The organism is Serratia sp. MMO-28 (assembly GCF_037199905.1).
Lineage (GTDB): Bacteria > Pseudomonadota > Gammaproteobacteria > Enterobacterales > Enterobacteriaceae > Chania > Chania oryzae.
The window spans coordinates 90,484-113,601 of the sequence record NZ_JBBCVB010000008.1 but is presented as its reverse complement, the minus strand read 5'-3'; the positions used below and the strand labels follow the sequence as shown (position 1 = coordinate 113,601).

The window sequence follows — 23,118 nt, the reverse complement described above, 5'->3', positions numbered from 1 at the left end:
CCACATGATTAATTTAATGGTTTTCGAAGTTAAGCGACGGCCTGCAGAGTGTGCCTGGGCGATTGAATAAGTTTCTTAATATACCCTTCATCTTTTTGAAAGCATAAAATACTCATTTGAATCAATCAGTTATTACTATTGATAGTCGTCATATTCATACCTTAACTTGTTGATGAATTTCCTCGCGATCTGCGTCAGGGGGAAGCGCTGAGAGTAAATAAAACTGTAGTCAATGTCTGGTAATGACTCTTTTATGGATATAGGGTGTAAATCTTTATTAAAATAAGGGACTTTGAGCATTTCTTTTGCTCCAACCGTGAGATAGTCCTCATTTAATACCATCTGTAATGCCATAAGCATGGTATTGGAACGCACCACCGTGGTTGGCCTGTCGTCATTTTCAAAGAAAAGTTTCGAATTCAATTTGTCGTAATAGCCAATTTTTGATGATGGCAGACACCAATTAGCAGATTTCAGGTCATCCAGTGAGGTGGCATTTGCCAATGGATGCTGCTTGTTGATCAAGATATGAGCTGAGGTCTTAAAGAACGGCTCTATAGTGATATCACTGAGCGTAGTATCTGGGGCGATAGCATCGATAATGAAATCTAATTCACCTTCGCGCAGGGCTGGAAGCAACTCAGACATCTGCCCTTCGTTGATGTTGACTTTTACATTAGGGTAACGCTGCTGAAACCTCTGTATAGAGGATGACATGATCGTGAAAGGCAACAGAGATGAACAGCCCAGGGTTACAGCACCTTGAGAGGCTCCATTAATAACTTCGAGCTCGTTGACGGCTCGTTCCAGCTCTTTCATGATGAGCTGTGCGCGGCTCTCGAAAATCCGCCCCATTTCTGTGAGCACAATGCCTCGGCTGCCGCGAATAAATAGCGGGCTGCCTAATGTTTTCTCGAGCTCTTTTATGGCTCTGGTGACACCGGGTTGGGTTTGTTTGAGCTCAATGGCTGCTGCACGAATACTGCCGTATTCGATTATCTTTAGAAAAATATTAATCTGGTGGATTTTTGGTAAGCGTGTCATGAGAAATCTATCCATTTAAGTTATATTCCATTTGCAACGTAGTAAATTTAATAAGAAAATATTTGCTATGACGTTGAATTAACGAGTTGTGATTTGTTTTTCTGAGGTACGTTAATCCATAATGGAGAAAATAAGTTGCATAAAAACATAACAGAATATGCTATTTCATATGTTCAGATAGTTAGATTTCATCTCAAAATGGGATAAACAGGGGATGAAGCGTCCGTATTCCCAGCTTACTCATCGCCGAGCGTTTATAATGGCTGATGGTCTTGTAATTCAACGTGAGCTCTTTTGCGACTTGTGAAATGCTTTTACCATGTAGCAGCTTTTTTAATATGGTTAACTCGCGCGAAGAGAGCACGCAGTTCGCTTTGATGGCTGAACTATTGAATGATTGATCAGGGCTATTTATTTTTGACAGTTCACTTTGTATTGTCTCAATCGGAACATTAGCTTCCAGAATGGTGCCGAAGTTCTCGATCCCTTTCAGATGACGTTTTAATGCCTCAATGCATTTATCATCTGTAAGAATGATAATTTTGCTGTCAGGATGATGTATGGGAATTCGCCGGCTCAATACATCTAATAGCTCCACCGCATTGTAATACAGGCTATTTAAGGTCAGAATAATAATATCCAGCTTAGTATTCATGACGAGCACATCTTCAGCCTGCTCAAGGTTGCTGACGCTGACGATCATGTTATCTTTCGACTCAGAATCATGGGCGTTCAATAAGCTAAGCATCCCAATGCGAGTAAATTCACAGGGGCATTGCAGTAATATTTTTATACTTTCCATGTAAAAGTTCCTTTAAATCCATGAGGATATTGAGTTGTAAGGGTAGGGGTTTTACCTGTAATACACCGTATTTTTGGCGGGTGCTTAAACAAAGCTTACAGGTATGGTGATAATTCTATTTTTGAAGTCATGCTAGAATTTACTGTATTTGTGAGAGCTTAGCCCCCTCTGGAATACTTGGGCACTATAGGATTTATCTCGGGTAGTGGGAAGATGATATTTTGTTTAGTGTGATGCCAAAAATGCATTCACTGGCAGGTTTCTTTGTTAAAAAGAATGATAAAAAAATTTTCTCAATTAAAATTGGGTGAAATGATAGTAAATCACTAAAATTAGTTAAAAAACACTACTTTAAAATGCATGTTTTGGAAATATAACCTGGAAGGGGTATTTTTTGACGGCTCTTAATCTGGCTGTTGTGGTATTCCTGCCGGAGCGCTAACTCTATTTAGTGGAAAGACTAAAAGGAGCATCATTCAGAAGTTAGGGCTGCGGCACGGCTTAATGCTATAACCTGTTATATTCCATAAGATTATAGTACAGGCATGATACCGTAACCCTATATCATCCTCTGACTTAAGCGGCCACTATTTTGGTGCTTAATACATAAAAAATTATTGTGCATCAACTATACCCGTCACACTTCAAGTTGCTTGGGTGTTGGCTGCGTTACTCGGCCCATATTGGGCCTCGCCCCTTTGGGGCCAGCTCAAGCGCTGTTCAAAAACGCATTGCGTTTTTGTCAAGCAACTCGAATTATTTTGAGTATATATACCTGGTTAAGCGGGTTAAGGCCTAACCAGAGTCAGGGCCAGAGCCTTGTCACCGCCAACATCACGGAACCAGGTCTCTGACGGCGTTGGTCAGAACCGGTCAGTCCCTTTTCTGAATCACCTGTTTGCCGCACTCTATACGGAGCTCGTTGATCAAATGCTTGGCTAGCGGTGTCAAAGAAGCATCCTGACGATAGAGCAGGCTGTATTGCCCATCCGGGAATTTTTCTTTCACGGGAATGGAGCAAAACAGCTTGCTCATAAAGTCAATGTCGAGCATTGCCAACGGAGCAATGACGAGATAGTCCGCCTCCAGCACCAGGCGTTCGCCGACCGCAAAGGAGTCCCCTTTGAATACCACGTTCTCCGGCCCTTTGCCTGTGGGAAAGAGGAGCGCTTCAAGATGGCTGTAATACCCGGCGTCTGCTACGGGTAGATACCACTTGGCATTGCGTAATTCGGCGAGGGAAGTGCAGTTCGCCAAAGGGTGGCCTTTCCTAGCGACGACGCCAAATGGGCAAGTCATCAGGGGTTCTTCAACGAACTCTCCCACGGATATCTCTTCAGAGATAATGCCGATAAAAAAATCCAGTCTACCGACGCGCAGCGATGGCAAGAGTTCAGACTGTTGTCCTTCGTAAAGAGAGATCTGGGCTTTAGGATAAGTTTTATTAATACGCTGCATAACACTAGGAATAATCCTTAGTGTTTTGAGGTGGGAGCAGCCAAATGAAACGGTTCCATGCTGTGACTGGTTGATTTGTTTTATTTCGTCTACGGCGCGTTCTAACTCATACAGCACCAATTTCATTCGTGCTTCGAAGACCCTGCCAGCATCAGTCAGGACTATCCCCCGGGTTCCTCTGACCATTAATGTGGCGTCGAGCGTTGTCTCCAGCTCTCGCAGAGTACGCGTGATACCAGGCTGCGTCTGGTTTAAGGCTTTTGCTGCGGCCCGAATACTGCCGTGCAAAATAATCGCCTCGAAGGCTCTAAGATGATTTATTTTGGGTAAATGTGGCATAAGGCACCTTCGCATCATTTAAGCGGAAAATCATGCAGCGTCCGTGCGCCCACACCCCGGGTAAGAATTGGGGAATATGTCAAAAAGTATAGCAGCGAGTGATTTAATCTGAAGGTAGCCGATGGTGAAAGATACTCTAATTGTTCAATTCTCCTTCTAACGCTGCAAACGCCCCGCGAATCTCCGCTTCGGGTAAGTCTATGCCGATGAATACCAGCGTGCTTTGGCGCACTTCATCTGGCAACCACTCGCGATCCCAATCGGCGTTATACAGGCGTTGTACGCCTTGGAACAACAGGCGGCGTGATTCATCTTTAATCGACAAAATGCCTTTATAGCGCAGCAGGTTATCGGCGAACTTCAGCAGCAAGCCTTCCATCACCGCAGAGATCTGCATCAGTTCCAACGGTTGATCGTGGTACACCACAATCGATTGGATATTATTCTGTGGCTGCGGGATGCGCCGAAACAGCGGGGCGGGAGTGCTCACGTTCAGGCGATCGTTAAGGACGAAGCCTTCAATGTCGAACAAGACAGCCAGATCGATATCGCCATGGACGACGTGATAAATCGGTGCACGGGCGTTCATTAACTGCAAACGCTGAATCAAGGCATCATTATCTGCCGCGACATCGGTTTTGCTCAGCAGGATACGGTCGGCATAGCCCACCTGCGCCTGCGCAAGGGTGAACTGGCTTAGTTGCTGATCGGCATGCACCGCATCCACCAGCGTGATAATGCCGTCCAGCAGAAAACGTTCGCAGATAACGTCGTGCGAGAAAAAGGTTTGGGTGATCGGGCCTGGATCGGCCATGCCGGTGCATTCGATGATCAGCCGGTCAAATTCCAGTTGGCCCTGGTCAAGCGCATCCAGCAAATCCAGCAGCGCATCCGCCAGTTCGTTAGATTTGCTGCAACAGATGCAGCCGTTGCTGAGGGTGGTGATGCGGCTGGCGCGATCGCCGATCAGCGCGTTATCGATCGGCACGTCGCCGAATTCATTTTCAATGACGGCAATCTTGTAGCCGTGGTTTGCATTCAGAATATGGCGCAGCAGGGTGGTTTTACCTGCCCCCAAAAAACCTGTCAGAATGGTGACGGCGATAGGTTTCATCTCTTGTCCTTATATTTCACTAACAGCAGCGCATGCCACCTTTGCCATCACCACCATAGCGGGCTTCCTGGCGTTCACGGAAAAATTCTTTATAGGTCATCACCGGTTTATCCGGGTGGTTATCTTTCATATGTTGCACATAGGTATCGTAGTCAGGTACGCCGACGAGCATACGTGCGGCCTGCCCTAAATATTTCCCTGCCTGACCGAGGTTGCCGAACATTCGTTTTCTCCAAAGAAAAATACCCTGCATCATTATGCAGGGTATCCATCAAATCACCATCAGTGGTGCGACGAAACTTTGACGCCACCCTCAGGAACCGGCACGTATGGCGTTTCCTGATCGGTACGTTTCGGGTTTTTGTGCGCTGCCATGGCCGTTTTGATGCCAAAGAAGATGATGCTGTAGACCACCAGCAGGAACAGGATGCTCAAACCGGCGTTGGTGTAGTTGTTCACCACGATATGGTTCATGTTGGCAACCTGTTGTGCGGTCAGTTCGGCACCGCCCTCGGCGATTTTGCGCTTGTACTCCTTGGCCAGGAACAGGAAACCTTCCAACTGCGGATTGTCGCTGAACAGTTTCAGGCCGAGTGCGTAGGTGGTGCAGATCAGCAGCCAGATAGCCGGAACCACGGTCACCCAGATGTACTTGGCGCGCTTCATCTTAATCAGCACTACGGTCGCCAGAACCAGCGCTACCGCAGCCAGCATCTGGTTGGAGATACCAAACAGCGGCCACAGGCTCTTCACGCCGCCGAGCGGATCGACCACGCCCTGATACAGCAGGTAACCCCACAGGCCAACGCAGCCCGCGGTGCCGACCATGCCTGCTACCAGTGAATCGGTTTTCTTCAGGAACGGCACAAAGTTGCCCAACAAATCCTGCAGCATAAAGCGGCCGGAACGGGTGCCCGCGTCCAGCGCGGTCAGGATAAACAGGGCTTCAAACAGAATGCCGAAGTGGTACCAGAAGCCCATATTCGCGCCAGGGATGATCTGGTGGAACACGTGAGCGATACCCACCGCCAAGGTCGGTGCGCCACCGGCACGGTTCAGCACCGAAGGTTCGCCGATGTCCGTTGCGGTCTGCAGGATCTGTTCTGGGCTGATCACAAAGCCCCAGGAACTGACGGTGGCCGCCGCGTGGGCGGTTACGTCACGCAAAGAGGCCATGATCATCGGCGCATCTTCGGTTCCCAGGCGGTGCAGGTCTGGCATGGTGATGCCGAGCGCCGCCGGTGGGGTGTTCATGGCAAAGTACAGGCCTGGCTCGATAATCGAAGCCGCCACCAGCGCCATAATCGCCACGAAGGATTCCATCAGCATGGCGCCGTAACCGATAAAACGCGCATCGGTTTCGTTGGCCAGCAGTTTAGGCGTGGTGCCGGAAGCGATCAGCGCGTGGAAACCAGAAACGGCACCGCAGGCAATGGTGATAAACAGGAACGGGAACAGGGTGCCTTTCCACACAGGGCCAGTGCCGTCAACAAACTGCGTCACTGCCGGCATTTTCAGGTCTGGGTTGAGGATAACGATGCCGATCGCCAGCCCGACGATCACGCCGATTTTCAGGAAAGTGGCCAGGTAATCACGCGGCGCCAGGATCAGCCACACCGGCAGCAGGGCGGAGATAAAGGCATAGCCAATCAGGGTGTAGGTGATGGTGGTGTCTTTAAAGGTCAGCGCCGGGCCCCAGTAAGGGTCATGGGCGATCACCCCGCCGAACCAGATCGAGGCCACCAGCAGCACGATGCCAATGATCGAGACTTCACCCACGCGGCCAGGGCGCAGGAAGCGCATATAGATGCCCATAAACAGGGCGATCGGCACGGTGGAGCAGACGGTAAACACGCCCCACGGGCTTTCTGCCAGGGCTTTCACCACGATCAGCGCCAACACTGCCAGGATGATGATCATAATCAGGAAGCAGCCAAACAGCGCGATGGTGCCTGGGATCGGGCCCATTTCCTTTTTGATGATCTCGCCCAAAGAGGCACCGTTACGGCGTGAAGAGATAAACAGCACCATAAAGTCCTGTACCGCCCCAGCCAGCACCACGCCGCCGAGCAGCCACAGCGTGCCGGGCAGGTAGCCGACCTGTGCCGCCAGCACCGGGCCAACCAGCGGGCCAGCACCGGCGATCGCCGCAAAGTGGTGGCCGAACAGCACGTTCTTGTTGGTTGGCACATAGTTCAAGCCATCGTTATTCACCACCGCCGGCGTGGCGCGGGTGGCGTCCAACTGCATCACCTTGGTGGCGATGTAAAGGCTGTAGTAACGATATGCCACCAGGTAGACCGCTACCGAGGCGACGATGATCCACAGCGCACTGATGCTTTCGCCACGGCGCAATGCCACCACGCCCAGGCAGGAAGCACCCAGTATTCCCAGTAAGATCCATGGGATATGTTTTAAAATTCCCTCGCGTTTCATGAGGTGTCCTTATTCCAATCTGCAAAAAATGAGTGATAAATCCGGTTATTTGTTGTTGCAGGCAAACAGCCGCCTGTTATCGGACATCGGTGTTGTAACGTCTTCCCCTGGTAGGGGCAGGTTTAGGAACAGCTCATCATCACTGGCCTGGGGAGGGGAATACATCTGATTTTCAGCCAGCGGTTTAATAGGCTGATGAGCGGTTGGAATCGAAAGGTGAGCGGTTAGGCTGGGGTGAATTGGGGCAGAGTATGCCCCATGGATGTGTCAGGCCGTATTACGGTGACCGCACCTGATCCCAGCTTAAACCGAAGCGCGCCAGGTATTTCCGCAGCCGGTCAGCATCGTTGGGCTGCTTTTTCTGCTGGCGTGAGACGGCAAACAGTTGCCGTCCGGCTTCGGAAAGCGAAGCAGAGGCACGGCACACCTTCAGCACCGTTGCCAACTGGCTTTGTTCGAACAGGTCGATCTCGGCCAGTTCTGCCGGCAGTGGAGTTGCTGGGCTTTCTTGCCAGTGTGATTTCAGCCGGGCAATCTCTTCATCAACCAACGGTTGGGTGATGCGCCCTTGCTCCGCCAAGGTTGCCATGCGGGCGATGGAGGAACCCAGCTCGCGGAAGTTGCCGCGCCAAGCGGCCTGCGGTGAGTGGGCAAAGGCCAGGTAATGCTGCCGGGCGTGTTTATCGAAGCGCACCTGTGTCTGGTTGCTGCGGGCAAAGCGCTGTAATTCATAATCGATATTCGGCTCGATATCTTCGCGGCGCTCCGCCAGGCCAGGCAGCGGAAAGGTCCACATATTGATACGTGCGTATAAATCCTCGCGAAAACGGCCTTGGGCGATCCAGTCACGCATATTGCGATGCGTACCGGCAATCAGTTGGAAATCGCTGCTGGCCTCTTTGTCGGAGCCAAAGGGGAAGAAGCGTTTCTCTTCAATGGCTTTCAGCAGCATCGCCTGTTCGTCTAACCCCAGCTCGGCGATCTCATCCAGAAACAGCACGCCGCCGTCGGCCTCGCGCAGCAGGCCCGCCCGCGCCTGCAGTGCGCCGGTAAACGCGCCTTTCACATGGCCGAACAGCGTGGACATGGCGTTATCGCCGCGCAAAGTGGCGCAGTTCACCGCCACGAAACGGCCTTTTACCAAGTGGCGGGAGTGGCGCAGTTGATAGATACGTTCGGCCAAAAAGGACTTACCCGCGCCGGTGGGGCCGGTGAGCAGCAGCGGGGCATGGGAGCGCAGGGCCACGCGTTCGATCTGGTCAATCAGGGCATTAAAGGTAGCGTTACGCGTCTCAATACCGGATTTCAGGAAGGATACCGAGCGCTGTTGCTCGTGCAGGAAACGGCTGGTGAGGGCCGCGTAGCGGCTGAGATCCAGATCGATCACCGAGTAGATCCCCTGCGGTGACGGGCGATCGGTTTTCTCGCCGGGGGCGGTTTGCAGCAGTTGTGCGGGCAGGTAGCGCGCTTCCGTCAGCAGGAACCAGCAGATCTGCACCACGTGGGTGCCGGTGGTGATGTGCACCAGATAATCTTCGTTCTCGGTATCAAACGGATAGCGGCTGGCGAAATCCAGAAAGGCGCTGTACACCTCTTCCAAATCCCAGGGATCCTTTAGCGCCACCTGTTGCAGCACTACCTGGGTGGCGGGCGACACCGCCACGATGTCTTCAGCCACCTGTTGAGCCATACCTTTATCACGCGGCTGGTGCAGCAGTTCCAGGCGATCGATCGGCAGATCGGCCTGCTGGCACAGCCCCACCGTCGGCCGCCATTTGCTCCAGCGGTTTTCCCGTTTTCCGCGCCTGTCCAGCGTGGTACCTAAAACCCCGATCACAACTTTACGCTTCATGTTATCCCATAAGATAAATAGCTATCCTTAAAGATAAAATATCCTCTTATTGACGTTCGCTCCACTGGAACGTGAAAAATTATTAATTTGTTTACTATCAATAAATTAATTTTTATTAAGCGATATTTATCCGAGTTGGCACAGCTTTCGCTATATCAATAGGGTCAATAAAAAAGGATGACCAACATAATGAAAAATAACTATGAACTGATGGCACCGGTAAACAGTGCACCGATCAAAATGTGGACACAGGGCGTGCCCGTTGAGCCAGAAGCGCGCGAGCAATTGCTGAATACGGCAAAAATGCCATTTATTTTCAAACACCTGGCGGTCATGCCGGATGTGCATCTGGGTAAAGGCTCCACCATTGGCAGCGTTATTCCAACCCGCGGTGCGATTATCCCGGCGGCGGTGGGTGTGGATATCGGCTGCGGCATGATTGCGGTGCGCACTTCGCTGGTGGCTGCCGATCTACCAGATAGTCTGGCCGGGCTGCGTAGCGCTATCGAGCAGGCCGTGCCGCACGGCCGGACTTCAACCCGCTCGAAAAGAGACAAAGGGGCGTGGGCTAACCCGCCGCAAACGGTGGATCAACACTGGGCCACGTTGGCACCGCGCTTTAAGCGCCTGACCGATAAATACCCGCAGTTGCTGAAAACCAACAATTACCAGCATTTGGGAACCTTGGGGACGGGGAACCACTTTATCGAAGTCTGCCTGGATGAAACGCAGCAGGTGTGGGTGATGCTGCACAGCGGTTCGCGGGGCGTGGGCAATGCCATCGGCTCGTTGTTTATCGCGCTGGCACAGCAGGATATGCAGCAGCATATCGCCAATCTGCCGGACCGTAATCTGGCCTATTTCGAAGAGGGCAGCCTGCATTTTGACGATTACATGGAAGCGGTTGGCTGGGCGCAGGATTTTGCCCGTCATAACCGGGAAGTGATGATGGAACACGTGCTGGCAGCGCTGTCACGCATCGTGACCAAGCCGTTTACCACCCAGCAGGAGGCGGTGAACTGCCACCATAACTATGTGCAGCGAGAGACGCATTTCGGTGAGCCGGTGTTGGTGACGCGTAAAGGGGCGGTATCGGCGCAAAAGGGGCAGATGGGGATTATTCCTGGCTCAATGGGGGCAAAAAGCTTCATCGTGCGTGGTTTGGGGAACGAAGAAAGCTTCTGCTCCTGCAGCCACGGTGCCGGGCGAACCATGAGCCGTACGGCGGCGAAAAAACGCTTCACCGTGGCTGACCAGATTCAGGCAACCCAGCATGTGGAATGCCGTAAAGACAGCGAGGTGATCGATGAGATCCCTATGGCTTATAAAGACATCGACGCCGTGATGGCAGCGCAATCTTCGCTGGTGGAGATTGTGCACACTCTGCGGCAGGTGGTGTGTGTGAAAGGATAAGAATGATGGAACAGCAGTTAAATGGCGTAGGCAGCGCGATGCGGGAAAAAGTCACGCAGGTGCTGCGTGACGTGGAGCAGCGTTACGATGTGCGGGTGCTGTATGCCTGCGAATCCGGCAGCCGTGGCTGGGGCTTTGCCTCACCAGATAGCGATTACGACGTGCGTTTTTTGTACGTCCACCCGCCGCAATGGTATCTGCGGGTCGAGCCGCAGCGGGATGTGATCGAACTGCCGATCGATCATGAACTGGACGTGTGCGGCTGGGAATGGCGCAAGGCGCTGGGTTTGCTGAAACGGGCTAACCCAACGCTGATCGAGTGGCTGGACTCCCCGGTGATCTATCAGGAAACCGCCGAGAGCGTCGCGGCGTTGCGCAGCATAGTTCCCGAGTGGTTCTCCGCCCAGCGGGCGCGTTGGCACTATCTGTCGATGGCGCGGAAAAACTTCCGCGGTTATCTACAGGGGGAACAGGTGCGGCTGAAGAAATATTTCTACGTACTGCGTCCGTTACTGGCGGTGCGCTGGATAGAGGCAGGCAAGGGGGCACCGCCGATGCGCTTTGATCGGCTGCTGGCCGGGACGGTGCAAGATCCGCTGCTGTTGGCAGAAATCCACCAGCTATTGGCGGCGAAACGGCGTGCTGGTGAGGCGGAATATGGCCCGCGCCGGGAAGCGATCCACGCGTTTATCACCCAGGAACTGGCGGCAGATGCGCGGCAGACGGCGCTGCCTGCGAGCCCGGCGCGCAGCGATCGATCGTTGGATCAGCTGCTTTATCGTACGGTGATGGGGTAATTTGCGCGGAGAGGCATTTCCCCGCTGATATTAAGTATAAAAAAATGAAAATAGGGTTAGCGCGTCTTTTTGGTAAAGGAAGTTCAACTCATTTCCCAGCCCCTTGGGCGGCTGATAGCACGGCAATTTATCGTTGGTTGGCGGCTTGGCAAAATAGCGCTGAGCCGTTGCCCGCAGAGGCAGAAACTTTACCGGATGAACCCCCGCTTATTGATGGCAAAATCCGCTGGTCGGCAGGGGCGCTTGACGGTGTTTTTGGTCACCATATGGGGGCCGGTGGTGATGAATCACCGGTTGAGGCCATCATGGCCGCATTGAAAAATGTGCTGCATAAGCCGCAACCACTGCATGTCGAGCGGCTCTACCGTTTGTTATCTGAGGATTCACCGCTCAATTATATCGATGCATTGCTTGCTGCGGTTGCGCAAGACCAGCAACTGCCCGCCAACAAGTTACAGGCGTTGACGGAATGGCTGGCAACGGAGAGCCCGGATCGCAACGTGGTCAAGGTAGCCATGGCGCTGTTGGCCTTTTTCCCAACGCAGAAAAGTTGCCAGATACTCAGCACCTTGGGGGCACATGATGAATTTACGCTCTACGCGATGGTGGCATTGAGCGCCATACTGCCAGCGGATGAATACGAACTTGTCTGGTTTGCTCTGGCCAAACGTACCCTTGGCTGGGGAAGAATACATCTGATTGAACGTTTGCCAGAACCTCTGAGTCAGCAAAGCCGCGACTGGTTGCTGCGTGAAGGCTATCGTAATGCGGTGATGAATGAATACACCGCTTGGCATTGTGCTACTCACGGGCAATTACTCCAGGCGATGCAGCAATCCCCTGATGCGTCGATATTATTGGGGGCTGCAGAGATTTTGCAGGCGTTAATCAATGGCGGCCCGGCGCAGTGTATGAACGACTATGCCGATGGGGCACTGGCTTGCGAAGGTTACCTGCGTTGCGTACTGGCGGCTAAGCCGTCGGAAATACAGCATTATCTGGCGGCGAGCGATATTGTGCGCTTTGCTCAAGAACAGATCGGCAAAGAGAATGCGGTATGGGAAGCGGAAGAGTGCAACAGGTTGGTTGAACAAGCGAAGGCGGTTATGGCATGGCCGGAATGGGCTGATATCATTGCAGGTCACTTAGGCGGAGATGATAAATACCTTTTCAACCTGGCGATTATCGCCAGCCGCTTGCGTCAGCAGGATCCGTGGGAAGCTATTTTCTCGCGGCAGTTGGCGGATCCTTTGGATGACAATTGGTATCAGTTAATGCAGACCGATCGGCCACAGCATATCGCTAGGGTGATAGCGTTAGCTGAACAGCAGTTGGATTTAGGCGCAATCGCCTCTGGACCAGGAACGGCAATGGGGCTTGGGTTGGCTTATCGACAGCATCAGGCATTGGATTTTGTGCTGCAGGATCTGAAAAAATTCCCAGGAATGGGTTGGTCATTGTTGTCGGTAGGGTTACGCAGCGAGGTGATTCGTAACCGGCATATGGTGCTTAACGCCTTGGAGGTATGGCCTCAAGCTGATTGGTTGCCCGAAATGTCACAAGCTGTGGCGGTGTGTTTACGTAATGAGCCCGATGATTCTGTGCGTGAGCGCCTGCAGGCGTTGTGTATCAACTTTGCGATCGCTACTGTTTGAGTTGTAACTCCCCTGATAGCGGCTCTCAGGGGGGGAATTATCAGGTATCGCGATTTACTGCGATCGGCATGGTCTTTGCGTTGTGCTTTCTCTTCACCGCCTTTATGGCGATCGTTATAGCTCAAGATAAACACAGGTAAAGTAAGTGAAAATGAATCGTACATGAGGATTGACGCGGTTTGACAATTTGGGAAAGGAAAGACGTCTGATTTTCGGCCAGCGGCGTAACACGCTGATAAACGACGAGCGACGGCGATTAATGAGGCCGATATCCATCCGTGGACGCAGATTTTTGCAATGACATCACTCTAGGCCGTTTCCCGCGGCTACGGTTACAGCGTGCTGTATGAAACGCTGCTTAATATGTTCCGCAAAGGAGGCATTTCTGATAAAGCGTATTAGACAAACTCTCGTACTAACCTGCGGCGTTTTGATAAGCGCGAGGTTTTTTGATCAATACCTTCCAACAGAATGGGTAAAATAAACCTTCTTTTCCGTGCGGGATAATCAGGCATTAATGGCGATAATTTGTGAAATAGGGTTTCCTTGTGGTTATTATCTAGCAGCAAAGGATGCAGTGAACGCATCTTGAGTTTCACGAGTGCCGAACGTTTATGACAGCTCACGGTTTTTTCGCTTATGCCGAACTCCTTGGCGATCTGCATAACGGATTGCCCGTTCAACAGCCGGTACAGCATGCTCAACTCACGCCGTGTGAGCGTATTGCCAGTGGGTTTGGAACGCTGATACATATCAGCATGCATTGAAACGGCATGGTGCAACTGTTGCTGCAACTGCCTGGTAGGCATTGAGATATCCATAAATGCCCAGGTGTTTTTCAGGCTCCCGAGGTAGTATTGCAGCCTAGGCAGATAGGTGGGATCGCCAATTAATAATATCCTGCTGCTCAGTGGGACTTTAGCTAAACGCCCATAAACCAGATTAATCAATGATGCAGGATTATAGTCACTATGGCTTAACGCGATAATGGCAATATCCCCCGAAATAAAGTCACTGACATCTGAGGCGAATTTTTCTGGAAAATGGCTACTGCCAATAACATTAACGTTATGAAAAGAAAACGTATTATTAATTAACGAGCTTAAGCCAAGATAGGTGAAATGGCAGGCGCATTGCAGCACGATTTTTTTTTGATACATGGTGTAACCCTAAAATTCCAAGTAGAGCTGATGTTATTTTTTATCAGATCAGAGGGGGTGTTATTTTTTAATGAGGCAAGAGTAGAAGGTAAATAATGTTACTTTCACTGCCAAATTCGTTGACGGGGCGCACTATAAAAGTTGTCTTATATCTTGGGGAGATGATATTTTGTTTTGCGTTATGCGTATATTGATTGTGTAAAATTAAAGTCATGGAAATCAAATTGATAAGCTGAATAATGTCAATTCATCAATATGGTAACCATTTAGGGTTAATATAAGTGATGTTCGGTTATCAGCCTGACAAATATTAGGGTTTATCATCGCTTGTCCGCCGCGTGAATTATTCAAAGGATATACGATGAATATTTTATAAAGAAATAACCCATACCATTGATATGGGCTAGTAAAATAGTGAGAAAGGTCAGGTTGTCAGCGTACAGCAATTACTTCAACGCAATGCGGATCACATCGTCTGGTGCCGTGGCTTCTTTATCACGGCTGGATGCCTGTTTCACGCTCACATACAGGGTCTGCCCATCCGGCGACAACGCCAGGCTGTTCGGGTGGACCGGGGTCTTGAACGTGTTCAGCAGTGTGTAGCTTTTCGCATCGATCACGCTTACCGTGCCTTCTTTGCGATGAGTGACATACACTTCATTACGCGCCGGATTAAACAGTACGGCCAGCGATTCCGGCAGGTCGATTTTTTGCAAAATACTGCCGTTGCGGGTATCGACCACCAATACTTGTGGCTGTTTGGAATCGGTGAGAAAGGCACGATGCGTAGCCGGATCCAGGCTGATATTCAGGAAGAAATGCTCTTTCGCCTCATCCAGCTTTTTGCGCGACAGAATCTTGTCGGTCTTGGTATCGATGGTCACCAGCTCGCCTGCGGCATTGGTCACATACAGGCGGTTTGCCGCCGCATCCAGCGCCAGGCCGGTACCAAATTTGCCGGTATCGGTGATGGTGGTGCGCAGGGTCAGATCTTTGCCATCCACTACCCACACCACGCTGGACTCCCCCAGGCCGGTGATATACAGGGTATTGCTGCTGGCATCGGCCACCAGCTCACGCGGGGCCAGCGGTTTTACCGTATCGGATCGCTTGCGGGCGTCCAGCACCAGGCGGCCTTTCACCTCGCCGGTTTTGCTGTCGATAGCGGTGACTGAATTACTGACGGTATTGCCAAAGTAGAGCGTGCCGGTTTGGGGATTAATGGCGGCACCAAAGGGTTTCAGGTCGCTATGAATAATTTGCGTAATATCCAGCGTTTGCGGATCAAGACGATACACGATCCCGCCTTTGTCCAGCTTGCTGCTCTGCGAGGTTGCCAGATACAGCGCATTCTCGCTCTGGCTGTACACCATTTCGTAGGCCCCTTTACCGATCGGCTTGCGCAGTAACTCCGGCTCCGTCTGCGCCCGCAGCGCGCTGGTAAACATCAGGGTGGTGAGTAGCAACAGAGGGTAAACCGCGCGCGCGCTCAACCGGCGGCCAAGTGTCGTTACAGCATTCATACAGGCTCCATTTCATCAAAATACATAACGCCACAGGGTGCAGGCCCCTGCGGCCAAATTCAGGCTCAGCATTGAATCAAAGATAAACATCCGATCGGTCACGGCGTTGCATGCCGATCTTTTTATTTGGTAATGATAATCATTCTTAATAAAGAAAGGGAGCGTTTTTTCATGTTGCAGAGGATGAAAGGCCGAATTGGCTAATATTTACTCAGATCAAGGGTTTCCGCTAGCGCCTGCGCGGCCGTGGAAAGCTGACGCTGGCTGGCACAGTGATTATTTTCAGGCCCCGACTTGGCGCTTCTGGGCCGATATCTTCACAAAGTTTACCGTGCGGCACATCTGGCGACAAAAAAGTGTGATATTTGCTCCAGTAATGTTTCACCTTGGGGGGAAGTGCACATATAATGCGCATCCGGTCACATTTGGCCGGCTATACCCGGCGCCCTTCAAGCCGCAGGGGTGTTGGCTGCCTTCGTTCACCCCGGTCACTTGGTTTACCAAGCTCCTGGGGCTTATGAGCCTCAGGAATGAGGCTCACCCGAAGGGCCAGCGCAAGCGCTGTTCAAATCGATCTTTGATCAATTTGCACTCAGTTGCCGCCTACCTGCAACTTGAAGTCGCTTGGGTATAAATACTTATTAATCATAGCCAGTGCGGCCACCACTCTAATACGAAGATGAAAATGAGCATTCGCGCGTTATTAACCCTGTTTACGGCACTGGCTGCGTTCAGTCATGCAGCCCTCGCCGTTGTATACCCTTTGCCTGCCAAGAATAGTCGTCTGGTTGGCGAAAATATCCAGATTACCGTGCCAGCAGACAGCAAACTGCCATTGGAGAGCTTTGCGGCTCAGTACCAGATGGGCCTGAGCAACATGTTGGAAGCCAACCCGGGCGTGGATCCGTACCTGCCGTTACCGGGCAGCACGCTGACCATTCCACATCAGCTGATCCTGCCGGATGCACCACGTGAAGGCATCATCATCAACAGTGCTGAAATGCGTCTGTACTATTATCCGAAAGGCACCAATACCGTGGTAGTGCTGCCGATTGGTATCGGCCAGTTGGGTAAAGACACTCCGCTGGACTGGATCACCAGCGTACAGCGCAAGAAAGACGGCCCAACCTGGACGCCAACCGCCAAAATGCGTGAAGAGTATGCGGCTGAGGGCGAGATCCTGCCAGCGGTATACCCTGCGGGGCCGGATAACCCAATGGGGCTGTACGCGCTGTACGTCGGCCGTCTGTATGCCATTCACGGCACCAATGCCAATTTCGGTATCGGCCTGCGTGTAAGCCATGGCTGCGTGCGTTTGCGTGCTGACGACATCAAATACCTGTTCGACAGCGTGCCGGTCGGCACCCGCGTGCAGTTTATCAATGAGCCAGTGAAAGCCACCGTTGAGCCGGACGGTTCACGTTATCTGGAAGTGCATAATCCACTGTCTTCCAGCGAAGAAGAGCTGAAGTCTAAAGAGCCGGTGCCGATCATCTTCTCTCAAGCCGTTGGCAAAACGCTGATGGATCCGAGCGTTGACCAGAATGAAGTTAAGTCTGCCGTTGACGCGCGTTTGGGGTACCCGGTCCGCGTTGGTTGATAGTTTTGATAGATTAAAAGCGCCTGCGGGCGCTTCAGACTGCTGACAAAGCCCGTTATTAGGGAGAGCGTGCCGAAGGGGTCGTAGCGGCGTAAGCCGCCGGAGCGCCCCTCGGTGCGCTAGGCCCGAGTATCTCGGGTTCAAAAGCGACTTTGTCATCAACCTCAAGCGCCTGCGGGCGCTTTTTTTGCTACTTAACGCCCCCGTTTTGCCACTAGGGTGAATCGGTAGTCTTCGCTTTTAAAGACGTTACGGCTGAACTCAAATACCGTGCCATCACTCAGAAAACCGGTGGAGACTTTCTCCAGAACCGGCTTTTGGGCATCAATCCCCAGCGCCTTCACCGCATCTTCGGAGGGCATCACCGGAATAATCTCCTGCTCGCTACGGTCAATCACCAGCTTTTTCACCTGCTCGATATAGTGATACTTGGATTTTTGCATCACCTCGTAACTGAGATCGGGGAACAGCGCCAACGGCATCCAGGTTTCTTCCAGCGTAACCGGCTTCTGCTTGATGTAACGTACCCGCTTGACGTAATACACCTTATCGTCGGTGGTCAGACGCAGCGCTTCGGCGATCGCCGGGCTGGCTTGGGTGACCTGAAAGATCAGCACATCGCTGTGGGTTTCCACGTTACGGTCCGCCAGTTTTTCATAGAAACTGGTCAGCTGATAAATATCGTAATTAACCCGCTCTTCCTTCACATACCAGCCGCTGCCCTGAAGGCTTTCGATCACCCGCTCTTCGGTCAGCAACTTCAGCGCCTGGCGCACCGTCACCCGGCTGACGCCGTACTGTTCACGCAACAGGGCTTCTGTCGGCAGTGCATCCCCTGGCTTCAGTTCGCCGTTGGCAATCTGTTGGCGCAGAGTATCCGCAATCTGGCGATAAATAGGCTTCTTGCTCAAGATGTTGGCATCCCCGGTGGTGGTATGGCTTTCTGCCAGCATTCTAGCCTTGGTACCGTGAGAAACAAAACAATAACCCCTGTTCTGATTGAATTAGCACTTAGTTGTCATAAATATGATTTAATACAAATTTAATACAAAAATAGCGATGATTTGAAATTGATCACAAAGTAGTATGGTATTGCTTGTTATGATCGCCGCCTGTCTGGTGATGGAGCCATGTTGGCTCCGCAGCGAAAGTAGTTAAACCGAGGATAGCGATGAACCTGAGCAGCCTGACCCACCCCAGCCTGATAAACCTGCAAACGGAGTTTGCAGGGCGCGATCAGGCCATTCATCTGCTGGCCGATCAACTGGCCGCACAAGGCAAATTGCACGACAAAGAGGCTTTCCTGCAGGCGGTATTCGCCCGCGAAGCGCAGGGCCCTACGGCTCTGGGGGAAGGGCTGGCGGTGCCGCACGGTAAAAGCGACACGGTCAAAGAGGCGGCATTTGCCGTCGCTACGCTGAAAACCCCGATTGACTGGGAAGGCATTGATGGCCCGGAAAGCGTCAACCTGATCTTCCTGCTGGCGATCCCGCAAGATCAGGCCGGTTCCACCCATATGCAACTGCTTACCACGCTGACCACCGCGCTGGTGGATGACGATATTCGTGCGGCGGTATTGCAGGCCACCACGGCGGAACAGCTGCTGGCCCTGTTGTCGCAAGAGGCGCCAGAGCCTGAACAACCGCAGCAGGATGCTGCCCAGCCAACGATCGTGTGTGTGACCGCCTGCCCAGCGGGGATTGCCCATACTTATATGGCGGCGGAATATCTGGAAAAGGCGGGGCGCAAGCTCGGCATTAACGTCTACGTGGAAAAACAGGGTGCCAACGGTATCGAAGGCCGCCTGACGGCCGAGCAACTGAATCAGGCTACCGCCTGCGTGTTTGCCGCGGAGGTGGCGATCAAAGAGGTGGAACGCTTCAACGGCATTCCGCGCATTGAAACGCCGGTGGCGGAACCGATCAAACATGCTGAACGCATTCTTAACCAGGCGCTGGAAGCGGGCAAATCCGGCAACGGTGCGGAACGTATTAAGCAGCAGGATGCGCCAGCGCAGAAAATTAGCGTGAAAACCGAACTCAAGCAGGCGCTGCTGAGCGGTATCTCTTTTGCCGTGCCGCTGATCGTTGCGGGTGGTACGGTGCTGGCGGTGGCGGTGCTGTTGGCACAGATCCTCGGCCTGCAACATCTGTTCGACCAGGAGAACTCCTGGCTGTGGATGTATCGCAAACTGGGTGGCGGCATGCTCGGCACCCTGATGGTGCCGGTACTGGCCGCTTACACTGCCTATTCGCTGGCTGATAAACCGGCGCTGGGCCCCGGCTTTGCTGCCGGGCTGGCGGCAAATATGATCGGCTCCGGCTTTCTCGGTGGCGTGGTCGGCGGTTTGATCGCTGGCTATCTGATGCGTTGGGTAAAAACCCATGTGCGCCTCAGCCCGAACTTCAACGGTTTCTTGACGTTTTACCTGTACCCGGTGATTGGCACCCTGGTGGCGGGCAGCCTGATGCTGTTTGTGATTGGCCAGCCGGTGGCTTGGTTGAATAATGGCCTGACCAGCTGGCTCAACGGCCTGTCCGGCACCAATGCGCTGGTGCTGGGGGCGATCCTCGGCTTTATGTGCTCGTTCGATCTCGGCGGCCCGGTGAACAAGGCGGCTTATGCCTTCTGCCTGGGGGCGATGGCCAACGGCGTGTTCGGCCCCTACGCGATCTTCGGCGCGGTCAAAATGGTGTCTGCTTTTACCGTTACCGCCTCGACGATGCTGGCACCGCGCCTGTTCCAGCAGTTTGAAATCGAAACCGGTAAATCCACCTGGCTGCTGGGCCTGGCGGGCATCACCGAAGGGGCAATCCCGATGGCGATTGAAGATCCGCTGCGGGTGATCGGCTCTTTCCTGGTGGGATCGGTAGTCACCGGCGCGCTGGTGGGTGGCATGGGCATCGGCCTGTCGACGCCGGGCGCGGGGATCTTCTCGCTGTTCCTGCTGCATGACAATGGGCTGGGCGGGCTGCTGGCGGCGGCTATCTGGCTGGGTGCGGCGCTGATTGGCACGGTGATTTCCACCCTGGTGCTGATCCTCTGGCGGCGTCAAGCGATGAAGCAGGGCAAATACACTATTGCTCAGCCGCAGTAATTTCGGGTTCGCATTTCCCCCTCTCCTTGGGGAGAGGGCCGGGGTGATGAGCTAGCAGCCTCACCTTGAACGGTTTAGCGTTAACTGATTGGCAGTCTATTGAATGCGCTGCCCTATTTAGGAATTGAAGATGAAAGCAGTATCACGAGTTCATATTACGCCGCATATGCACTGGGATCGTGAGTGGTATTTTACCACCGAGGAGTCACGTATCCTGTTGATTAACAATATGGAAGAGATCCTGACCCGGTTGGAAACCGATCCAGAGTACCGGTTCTACGTGCTGGATGGGCAAACGGCGGTGCTGGAAGACTATTTCTCCATCAAGCCGGAAAACACCGAGCGGGTGAAGGCGCTGGTGCAGGCGGGCAAGCTGATTATCGGCCCGTGGTATACCCAGACCGACACCATGGTGGTCTCCGGTGAATCCATCGTCCGCAACCTGATGTACGGTATGCGCGATTGTTTAGCCTTCGGTGAGCCGATGAAGATTGGCTATCTGCCGGACTCTTTCAGCATGTCCTCGCAGCTACCGCATATCTTCAACGGCTTTGGCATCACGCGTGCCATGTTCTGGCGTGGTTGCTCCGAGCGCCACGGCACCGACAAAACCGAATTCCTGTGGCAGAGCAACGACGGCAGCGAAGTGGCGGCGCAGGTGCTGCCGTTGGGCTACGCCATCGGTAAATATCTGCCGGAAGATGAAGCCGGGCTGCGCAAGCGGCTGGACAGCTACTTCAAGGTGCTGGAAAACGCCTCGGTTACCCAAGACATCCTGCTGCCCAACGGCCACGATCAGATGCCGCTGCAGCAGAATATCTTCGCGGTGATGGCCAAGCTGCGCGAGATCTACCCGCAGCGCGAATTTGTCATGAGCCGTTTTGAAGAAGTGTTTGAGCGCATCGAAGCCAGCCGTGAACGTTTGGCGACGCTGAAAGGTGAATTCAACGACGGCAAGTACATGCGCGTGCACCGTACCATCTCCTCTACTCGCATGGACATCAAGATCGCCCACGCGGAGATCGAGAACAAGATCGTCAATATTCTCGAACCGCTGGCGGCGATCGCCTGGTCGTTGGGCTTCGAATATCACCACGGCCTGCTGGAGAAAATGTGGAAAGAGATCCTGAAAAACCACGCGCATGACAGCATCGGCTGCTGCTGTAGCGACAAGGTGCATCAGGAGATCATGACGCGCTTTATCCTGGCGGATGATATGGCCGAAAATCTGGTGCGCTTCTATATGCGCAAGATTGTCGACAACATGCCGGTGCAGCACAGCGATGCGGAAGGTCAGGTGGCCGACAAACTGACCTTCTTCAACCTGCTGCCTTACGCCCGTGAAGAGGTGATCAACACCACTATCCGCATTCGTGCCCAGCAGTTCTCGCTGGTGGACGACCAGGGCCAGCCAGTGGAGTACTTTATTCGTGCCGCACGGGAGATCGACCCAGGCTTGGTGGATCGCCAAATCGTCCATTACGGTAACTACGATCCGTTTATGGAATACGATATTCAGCTGCGCCAAAGTTTACCGGCAATGGGCTACTGCACTCTGCATATCCACGCCAATCAGGCCGGGGTTCAGCGCCAACCTGCGGTGCAGCCAGCGGACCTGCTGGAAAACCGCTATTACCGCATCGGCCTGAATGCTAACGGCACGCTGGATATTGAAGATAAACAGACCGGTTGCCGCTACCAGCAGGTGCTGCAACTGGAAGACGGCTCGGACGATGGCGACGAATACGACTATTCTCCTTCCCGCCAGGAATGGTTGATCTACTCCACGCAGAGCGCTGTGACCACCGCCATCCGCCACGAAGCCTGGCAGAGCACCGCCACGCTGGCACTGCGTATGGCGCTGCCTGCCAATCTGCAACAGCGCGCCGAACGCCAAACCGACGGCTATCTGGACGTACAGTGCCAGATCACGCTGGCGCACGACAGCCGCCGCATCGACATTGAGATGCAACTGGATAACCAGGCCGACGATCACCGCGTGCGCGTGCTGATCCCAACGCCGTTTGCCAGCAAAACCGTGCTGGCGGATAACCAGTTTGGCAGCATTACCCGCCCGGTGGACGATCCGGCGATGGCATATTGGCAACAGGAAGGCTGGAAGGAAGCGCCGATCCCGGTGTGGCAACTGATGAACTTTGCCGCGTTGCACGATCGGCACCATGGCTTGGCGCTGTTCACCGAAGGGCTGCGCGAGTTTGAGATTGTCGGTGAACGCCGCGATACCTTTGCGCTGACGCTGTTCCGCTCGGTCGGCGTGTTGGGCAAGGAAGAGTTACTGCTGCGTCCAGGCCGCCCTTCCGGCATCAAACTGCCGACGCCGGATTCGCAGATGCGTGGCAAACTGCACTGCCGCTTCAGCCTGTTCAGCTTTGCGGGCGAACCGCATCAGGCGGGCGTGATGCAGCAGGCGCGGGCCTACGTCACGCCGGTGCGTTGCTACAACAAGATCCCGTTCGATGCGATGAAGCTGAACCTGGCGGCATTCCGCACCCCGCTGCGTTTTAGCCTGCTGTCGATGGCGGAATCTGGCCCGGTGCTTAGCGTGCTGAAGAAGGCCGAAGATGCCGAAGCCCTGATCATCCGCGTCTACAACCCTTCAGAACAGGTGACGATCGGCGGGCAGCTCACGCTGGAACAACCGCCGCAGGCGTGGTTGGAAACCGGCATGGATGAACAACCGCTAGTGCAGCAGAATGCAGCGAGCGGGGATTTCGGCCAGCTTGCGCCGTGCCAGTCGAAGACTTTCCGGTTTATTCGTTAAATATGTTGGAGACAGAGGCGTGGATATCCACGCCTCTAAACAGGAA

General features: G+C 53.2%; 16 protein-coding genes. 6 read left to right on the top strand and 10 right to left on the bottom strand.

Annotated features, from left to right (window positions below):
* Nucleotides 1-135: 135 nt before the first annotated feature.
* The 7 genes from WG891_RS09295 to rtcR all read right to left on the bottom strand — a co-directional run bounded on the left by WG891_RS09295 (nucleotide 136) and on the right by rtcR (nucleotide 9,045).
* Complete coding sequence (locus tag WG891_RS09295; RefSeq protein WP_337262528.1) at nucleotides 136-1,044, bottom strand: LysR substrate-binding domain-containing protein; 909 nt, start codon at nucleotides 1,042-1,044, stop codon at nucleotides 136-138.
* Nucleotides 1,045-1,237: 193 nt separating this feature from the next.
* A complete protein-coding gene (locus WG891_RS09290; RefSeq protein ID WP_337262527.1) occupies nucleotides 1,238-1,846 on the bottom strand; it encodes a LuxR C-terminal-related transcriptional regulator in 609 nt (202 codons plus the stop codon).
* Between the two features lie 873 nt (nucleotides 1,847-2,719).
* Nucleotides 2,720-3,643, bottom strand: a complete 924-nt coding sequence (locus WG891_RS09285) for a LysR substrate-binding domain-containing protein (protein ID WP_337262526.1) — start codon at nucleotides 3,641-3,643, stop codon at nucleotides 2,720-2,722.
* A 136-nt stretch (nucleotides 3,644-3,779) separates the two neighbouring features.
* Nucleotides 3,780-4,757 carry a GTPase gene (gene yjiA, locus WG891_RS09280; RefSeq protein WP_337262525.1) on the bottom strand — a complete coding sequence of 326 codons (978 nt, stop codon included), beginning with the start codon at nucleotides 4,755-4,757 and terminating at the stop codon, nucleotides 3,780-3,782.
* A gap of 19 nt (nucleotides 4,758-4,776) precedes the next feature.
* A complete protein-coding gene (locus tag WG891_RS09275) occupies nucleotides 4,777-4,980 on the bottom strand; it encodes a YbdD/YjiX family protein (protein WP_076942667.1) in 204 nt (67 codons plus the stop codon).
* A 59-nt stretch (nucleotides 4,981-5,039) separates the two neighbouring features.
* Entirely contained in the window at nucleotides 5,040-7,193 is a 2,154-nt protein-coding gene (locus tag WG891_RS09270) for a carbon starvation CstA family protein (RefSeq protein ID WP_076942666.1), read from the bottom strand.
* Nucleotides 7,194-7,470: 277 nt separating this feature from the next.
* Nucleotides 7,471-9,045, bottom strand: a complete 1,575-nt coding sequence (rtcR, locus tag WG891_RS09265) for an RNA repair transcriptional activator RtcR (protein WP_337262524.1) — start codon at nucleotides 9,043-9,045, stop codon at nucleotides 7,471-7,473.
* Nucleotides 9,046-9,234: 189 nt separating this feature from the next.
* Here rtcR and WG891_RS09260 point away from each other — a divergent pair, with 189 nt between their 5' ends.
* The 3 genes from WG891_RS09260 to WG891_RS09250 are packed head-to-tail and all read left to right on the top strand — an operon-like array spanning nucleotide 9,235 to nucleotide 12,910.
* Nucleotides 9,235-10,458: an RtcB family protein gene (locus WG891_RS09260; RefSeq protein ID WP_241680018.1), complete on the top strand. Its 1,224-nt coding sequence runs from the start codon at nucleotides 9,235-9,237 to the stop codon at nucleotides 10,456-10,458.
* Between the two features lie 2 nt (nucleotides 10,459-10,460).
* Complete coding sequence (locus WG891_RS09255) at nucleotides 10,461-11,255, top strand: nucleotidyltransferase domain-containing protein (protein WP_337262523.1); 795 nt, start codon at nucleotides 10,461-10,463, stop codon at nucleotides 11,253-11,255.
* 44 nt (nucleotides 11,256-11,299) lie between these two features.
* The gene (locus tag WG891_RS09250) at nucleotides 11,300-12,910 is read left to right on the top strand and encodes a hypothetical protein (RefSeq protein ID WP_337262522.1); all 1,611 of its coding nucleotides are present in this window, start codon (nucleotides 11,300-11,302) and stop codon (nucleotides 12,908-12,910) included.
* A gap of 398 nt (nucleotides 12,911-13,308) precedes the next feature.
* Here the strand turns inward: WG891_RS09250 and WG891_RS09245 are convergent, their stop codons facing one another.
* Both WG891_RS09245 and yncE read right to left on the bottom strand, forming a co-directional pair.
* Nucleotides 13,309-14,070 carry a helix-turn-helix domain-containing protein gene (locus tag WG891_RS09245; protein WP_337262521.1) on the bottom strand — a complete coding sequence of 254 codons (762 nt, stop codon included), beginning with the start codon at nucleotides 14,068-14,070 and terminating at the stop codon, nucleotides 13,309-13,311.
* Between the two features lie 446 nt (nucleotides 14,071-14,516).
* Nucleotides 14,517-15,593, bottom strand: a complete 1,077-nt coding sequence (gene yncE, locus WG891_RS09240) for a 7-bladed beta-propeller protein YncE (RefSeq protein ID WP_443006115.1) — start codon at nucleotides 15,591-15,593, stop codon at nucleotides 14,517-14,519.
* Between the two features lie 679 nt (nucleotides 15,594-16,272).
* On the opposite strand from yncE, the gene WG891_RS09235 reads away from it, so the two are divergent.
* Entirely contained in the window at nucleotides 16,273-17,193 is a 921-nt protein-coding gene (locus WG891_RS09235) for a L,D-transpeptidase family protein (RefSeq protein ID WP_337262520.1), read from the top strand.
* A 194-nt stretch (nucleotides 17,194-17,387) separates the two neighbouring features.
* Here the strand turns inward: WG891_RS09235 and WG891_RS09230 are convergent, their stop codons facing one another.
* On the bottom strand, nucleotides 17,388-18,104 hold the full coding sequence (locus tag WG891_RS09230) for a GntR family transcriptional regulator (RefSeq protein ID WP_095996137.1): 717 nt from the start codon (nucleotides 18,102-18,104) through the stop codon (nucleotides 17,388-17,390).
* A 260-nt stretch (nucleotides 18,105-18,364) separates the two neighbouring features.
* On the opposite strand from WG891_RS09230, the gene mngA reads away from it, so the two are divergent.
* Together mngA and mngB are read left to right on the top strand one after the other, a co-directional pair.
* Nucleotides 18,365-20,290 (top strand): PTS 2-O-a-mannosyl-D-glycerate transporter subunit IIABC, encoded by a 1,926-nt coding sequence (gene mngA, locus WG891_RS09225; RefSeq protein ID WP_337262519.1) that lies wholly within the window; start codon nucleotides 18,365-18,367, stop codon nucleotides 20,288-20,290.
* 130 nt (nucleotides 20,291-20,420) lie between these two features.
* On the top strand, nucleotides 20,421-23,072 hold the full coding sequence (gene mngB / locus WG891_RS09220) for a mannosylglycerate hydrolase (protein WP_337262518.1): 2,652 nt from the start codon (nucleotides 20,421-20,423) through the stop codon (nucleotides 23,070-23,072).
* Nucleotides 23,073-23,118 lie beyond the last annotated feature (46 nt).

Bases quoted from the DNA above. Each gene is read 5' to 3' on its own strand.
- WG891_RS09255 (WP_337262523.1), top strand. From the start codon at position 10,461: ATGATGGAACAGCAGTTAAATGGCGTAGGCAGCGCGATGCGGGAAAAA.
- yncE (WP_443006115.1), bottom strand. From the start codon at position 15,593: ATGAATGCTGTAACGACACTTGGCCGCCGGTTGAGCGCGCGCGCGGTT.
- mngA (WP_337262519.1), top strand. From the start codon at position 18,365: ATGAACCTGAGCAGCCTGACCCACCCCAGCCTGATAAACCTGCAAACG.
- WG891_RS09245 (WP_337262521.1), bottom strand. From the start codon at position 14,070: ATGTATCAAAAAAAAATCGTGCTGCAATGCGCCTGCCATTTCACCTAT.
- mngB (WP_337262518.1), top strand. From the start codon at position 20,421: ATGAAAGCAGTATCACGAGTTCATATTACGCCGCATATGCACTGGGAT.
- WG891_RS09250 (WP_337262522.1), top strand. From the start codon at position 11,300: ATGAAAATAGGGTTAGCGCGTCTTTTTGGTAAAGGAAGTTCAACTCAT.
- WG891_RS09235 (WP_337262520.1), top strand. From the start codon at position 16,273: ATGAAAATGAGCATTCGCGCGTTATTAACCCTGTTTACGGCACTGGCT.
- rtcR (WP_337262524.1), bottom strand. From the start codon at position 9,045: ATGAAGCGTAAAGTTGTGATCGGGGTTTTAGGTACCACGCTGGACAGG.
- WG891_RS09270 (WP_076942666.1), bottom strand. From the start codon at position 7,193: ATGAAACGCGAGGGAATTTTAAAACATATCCCATGGATCTTACTGGGA.
- WG891_RS09260 (WP_241680018.1), top strand. From the start codon at position 9,235: ATGAAAAATAACTATGAACTGATGGCACCGGTAAACAGTGCACCGATC.
- WG891_RS09275 (WP_076942667.1), bottom strand. From the start codon at position 4,980: ATGTTCGGCAACCTCGGTCAGGCAGGGAAATATTTAGGGCAGGCCGCA.
- WG891_RS09285 (WP_337262526.1), bottom strand. From the start codon at position 3,643: ATGCCACATTTACCCAAAATAAATCATCTTAGAGCCTTCGAGGCGATT.
- yjiA (WP_337262525.1), bottom strand. From the start codon at position 4,757: ATGAAACCTATCGCCGTCACCATTCTGACAGGTTTTTTGGGGGCAGGT.
- WG891_RS09290 (WP_337262527.1), bottom strand. From the start codon at position 1,846: ATGGAAAGTATAAAAATATTACTGCAATGCCCCTGTGAATTTACTCGC.
- WG891_RS09295 (WP_337262528.1), bottom strand. From the start codon at position 1,044: ATGACACGCTTACCAAAAATCCACCAGATTAATATTTTTCTAAAGATA.